Genomic DNA, 4,533 nt, shown 5'->3' with positions numbered 1-4,533 from the left:
TCGCCGTCGCGGGCGAGCAGGCCCCAGGCGCCCGCCGCGCCGCCCGCGGCGAGCACGCCGCCGCCGAGGGCGAGCAGCCTGCGGCGGGTGACGCGGGGCCGTCGTGACGGGGACGTCAGGGTGGTGAAGTCCTCCTCCGGTGCGGGCAGTCGAGCGGGCTGGACCTCCCATACGGCCGCGCTGCGCTGAGCGATGTCGGCGAGCACCGCGTCCGGAAGGTGATCCACGATGTCGCCGATGCTGTCGGGGGCTCCGTCGCGGAGGAGCGCGCCGAGTTCCGCCGTACCGGGGCGCTGCGCCGGGTCCTTGGCCAGGCATCGCTCCAGTGCCGGGCGCAGTCCGTCCGGTACGCCGGTCAGGTCCGGCTCCGCATACCGCACCCGATAGAGCAGGTCCGCGGGCTGTCCGGAACCGAAGGGCGGACGGCCCGTCGCCGCGAAGACCAGCACCCCGGCGAGGGCGAAGACGTCGCCCGCCGGTGTGTGTTCGCCGCCGACCGCCTGCTCGGGCGACATATAGGCGGGCGTTCCGGCCGCCGCGCCCGTACGGGTCAGCCGGTCGTCGCCCGCCGCCCGGGCGATGCCGAAGTCGATCACTTTGGGGCCGCGGGCGGTCAGCAGGATGTTGGACGGCTTGAGGTCGCGGTGCACGACGTCGGAGCGGTGCAGCTGCGCGAGCGCGTCGCACAGGGCGGCGCCGAGCACCCGTACGGCCGGTTCGGGCAGCGCGCCGCAGAGGGCGACCGCGTCGTCGAGCGGCGGACCGAGGACGTATTCGGTGGCGAGCCAGGGCGTCGGGGCGACCGGATCGGCGTCGACGACCTGGGCGCCGTACTGTCCGCCGATGACGCGGGCAGCGTCGATCTCCAGCCGGAAGCGGGTGCGGAACACCGTCTGCGCCGCGAACTGCCGGTGCATGGTCTTCAGCGCGACCGTACGCCCGCCGGACGACCGGCCGAGGTACACGGTGCCCATGCCGCCGCTGCCGAGGCGGGCGACGAGGGTGTACGCGCCGAGCCGCCGCGGGTCGTCGTGGGTGAGGGGTTGGGCCATTTCCGAATCAGTCCACCGGCAGTGCGTAGAGGGAACTTCCGTTCATGACGAGGGCCAGGCCGGGCGCGGTGTCCACATAGCCGCTGAAGCCGCCCGCGACCTGGCCGCTGCCGACGGGGGTGAAGCGCCAGCGCAGCGATCCGTCGGCCGCGTTCAGCCCCTCGATCTCGGAGGCGTTGGCCTGGAGCACGGTCCGGCCCGCGTGGCTGATCGCGGTCCTGCTGTAGCGCATGTCGCCGACCGGATCGAAGGCGGGTCCGCGCCGCCACCGCGCCCGACCGGTGCGCGTGTCGACGGCGTGGGTGACGCTGTCCTCGTCGGTGACGCAGAGAGTGCGGCCCAGGACGGCGGGCTCGGTGTACAGGTAGCCCTTGGTCGTGAACCGCCAGCGCTGCTTGCCGCTGGTGAGGTCGTAGGCGCGGACGTCCTTGTCTTCACAGGAGATCAGCAGGTCCCCGGGGGCAACGGTCCGGAAGTTCCCCAGGCCATTGGCGCTCACGCCCTCATAGGTACGCGTCCACAGCCTTTTGCCGTCCCGCTGCCGGAGCGCCACGTACGACCAGGCCTTCTCCTCGGTTCCGATCGAGTCGCCGCCTGATGAGCCGTTGTTCTCGACGATGAGGGCGCCGCGGCGCAGCGCTCCGGGGCCTTGCTCGTAGTCGATCGGGCCCGCAGTAGGGACCGGCGTGCGCCACAGTTCCGCACGCTTCTTGAGGTCATAGGCGATCACCACCGGCTTCTCCCGGTCGGTGTGTTTCTCTCGGTCTCCGGCCAGGAACCAGAACATGTTTCCGTGAGTCGCCAAGGAGCTGAGGAACGCCGGGTGTTTGATCCCGTCGTATTTCCGCTCGGTCCACGTGACCTTTCCTGTGCGCACCGAGACAGCCGTGAACATGGCCAGGGCAGGAGTGAGGAAGAGATCTCCGTCGAGCGGCATGAGCGCCTGCGTGGGCCACATGTCCTCGCGGGTCCAGAGCTTCTTACCGTCGCGCAGCCGCACCGCTGTCACCGCGCTCTGGCCCGCCATCAGGGCGATTTTCCCGCCCCAGAGCACAGGCGGGTCTCCGAGTTCGAAGTCGATGTCACGCTGCCACAGCGGAGTGGGGGCGGTCCCGCGTACGGACAGCGGTGCCGGTCGGGCGGGCCCGTCGTCCGCCGTCGCGCGCCACGCGGCCACCCCTCCCGACCCCAGGACGAGCCCGGCCACCCCGGCCAGGCCGCCGAGGGTCAGCGCACGCCGGGACGGTCCGCCTTCGTGGTCACGGCCGACGGGCTCCGTCGCGTCCGGCACCACCTCCGCCGGGTAGCGCGCGGCCTGTTCGGCGAGGGCCGTCGCGATGGGCTCCGGCAAGCCGCCACCCGGGCTCGCAGGCGTACGGAGCGCCTGGATCAGCTCGGCGGGCCGGGGCCGGTGCGCGGGGTCCGCGGACAGGCAGGCGGTGACCACCGTACGAAGCCCCTCCGGCAGTGCGTCGGGAGCGCCCGGTGTCCGGCCCGTCGCGGCGTAGGCCAGCACCGCGCCGAGCGCGTAGACGTCGCCGTACGGGCNAGTGCGTCGGGAGCGCCCGGTGTCCGGCCCGTCGCGGCGTAGGCCAGCACCGCGCCGAGCGCGTAGACGTCGCCGTACGGGCGCGGCCGCTCGCCCGCCCGCTGCTCCGGCGGCAGGGCCGCGGGGTCCACGCCGCGCAGCCCCGTGCGCTCGATCCGGTCCAGCGCCGCGGCCCGGACCAGCCCATAGCCGGTCAGCCGGGGACCGTCGGCGGTGAGCAGCGCCGCGCCCGGCGATATCCCGGCGTACACCAGGCCGTTGGCGTGCGCGCCCGCCAGCGTCTCGGCGAGGGCCGCGCCCAGCGCGCGGACCACGGGCTCCGGCAGCGGGCCGCCGTGCGCGGCCAGCGCGGCGGGGAGGGTGAGGGCGGGGAAGCAGTCGTGGGCGACCCAGGGGAGCCGGGCGTCGGCCGGCGCGATCCCGGCGACGGGTGCCGTCCAACGACCGGTCAGCCGCCGGGAGTTCTCGGCCTCCGCCCGGAACCGCACCCGATAGGCCGGGTCGTCGGCCAGCGCAGGGTGCGGCAGCGTCAGGACGACGGTGCGGCCCGTACGGTCGTCGCGCGCGAGGCAGCGGCGCGCGTCCTCGGCCGCGCTGTGCCCATCTGGGCGCGCGGTCCCGCCCGCCGCGGTCCCGTCGGGGTGCGCGTCCGCCGCGTCCCCGTCCCAGGGCGCGAGGACGCGGTACGGGCCGATCCGCACCGTACCGTCGTCGTCGGTCGCACCGGCCCGGCCGTGCACGTCCGGCACGTACGGCGGTTCCATAGGCCCCTTCCCCACTCCAGCTAGTCCAGCGGCAGCGCGTACACGCTCTTGTGACCGATCACGACGACCCGATCGTCCGTGACCGCCACCTTGCGGCGCGCCGCCCCCTTGCCCGCGGCGCCGTCGGCATCAGCGAAGCGCCACAACAGCGCGCCGTCCTCGGCGTCGAACGCGTCTACTTCCGCGTCCCCGGCCGTCAGCACCCGGTGTCCCGCCGGGCTGACCACCGTGTCGGGGGTGCGCGGCGCGGACAGCGCCTTCATCGCGAATCCGTACGTGCGCTGCCAGCGGATCCGGCCGGTCGCCGCCTCGATCGAGTGGAGGGCGTAGCCACCGTCCGCGGCGTACGCGGTCTTCCCGTGTACGAGGGGCAGACCGAAGTCGGGGTGATGACCTTCGCCGTCCTTTCCGAGGGCCGCGACGGACCACAGCCCCTTGACGCCCCGGGCAGCGTCGAACCCCCGCAGGGTGCTGCCGACGGCGGCGATCAGTGTGCGGTCGGCGTCGGTGGTGACCATCCCTTCTGCGCTCACGCCCGGATAAACCCGCCGCCAGAGCCTCTTTCCGGCGTCCCGGCTGAAGGCCATGGCCTGCTTGGTCTTCGCCCCCTGGCCGCCACGGTTCATCACCACGAGCGCGCCCTTGAGGAGCAACCCGTCAGTGAAACCGTCCGGCAGGGGGCCGCGCCACATCTCGTCGCGTTGTCCGATGTCGTAGGCGACTACGACACGGCCGCTCCCGTCCCGCGTCTCGGCCGTGAACCACACCGTGGTCCCGTCGACCGCGAGCAGCCCCGCGAACGACGTCGGCGCGCCCCGCCGGAACTCCTTGGACCGCCACTGGATACGGCCGGTCCGCGGCTCCAGCGCCGCGATCCCGTCGCCCGGCACGAACAGCACGTCCTCGCCACCCGCCCAGGGCTGTCCCTTCGGGCGGAGTCCGTCCTGCGTCCAGAGCCGTTTACCGGTCCGCAGATCGATTCCCGCGACGAACCGCTCCCCCGTGATGACCGCGACCGCGTCACGCCAGATGAGCGGCGCGTACGCCGGGGCCGCGCCCTCGATGCCGTAACGCCACACGGGCGTGGGCGGCGCGCCCTCCACACGCCGCCGCGAGGGGCGGGCGGCGGCGAGACGCTGGGCCGGGGTCGGCGGCGCGGGCCGGTCCG

General features: G+C 73.9%; 3 protein-coding genes. All 3 read right to left on the bottom strand.

Translation table 11 applies throughout. The annotated features are described in order from the left end of the window. The coding region (locus EEJ42_RS16470) for a serine/threonine-protein kinase (protein WP_148081978.1) at nt 1-1,052 on the bottom strand (1,052 nt) is incomplete at its 3' end. 7 nt (nt 1,053-1,059) lie between these two features. After that, nucleotides 1,060-2,499, bottom strand: a complete 1,440-nt coding sequence (locus tag EEJ42_RS16465) for an outer membrane protein assembly factor BamB family protein (protein ID WP_123100680.1) — start codon at nt 2,497-2,499, stop codon at nt 1,060-1,062. A gap of 886 nt (nt 2,500-3,385) precedes the next feature. Next, nucleotides 3,386-4,533 (bottom strand): outer membrane protein assembly factor BamB family protein (locus tag EEJ42_RS16450; protein ID WP_148081977.1); only part of this gene is annotated, 1,148 nt, incomplete at its 5' end.

This window comes from Streptomyces botrytidirepellens (genome assembly GCF_003721215.1).
Classification (GTDB): Bacteria; Actinomycetota; Actinomycetes; order Streptomycetales; family Streptomycetaceae; genus Streptomyces; species Streptomyces himastatinicus.
This window is presented reverse-complemented; position numbering and strand designations above follow the sequence as displayed.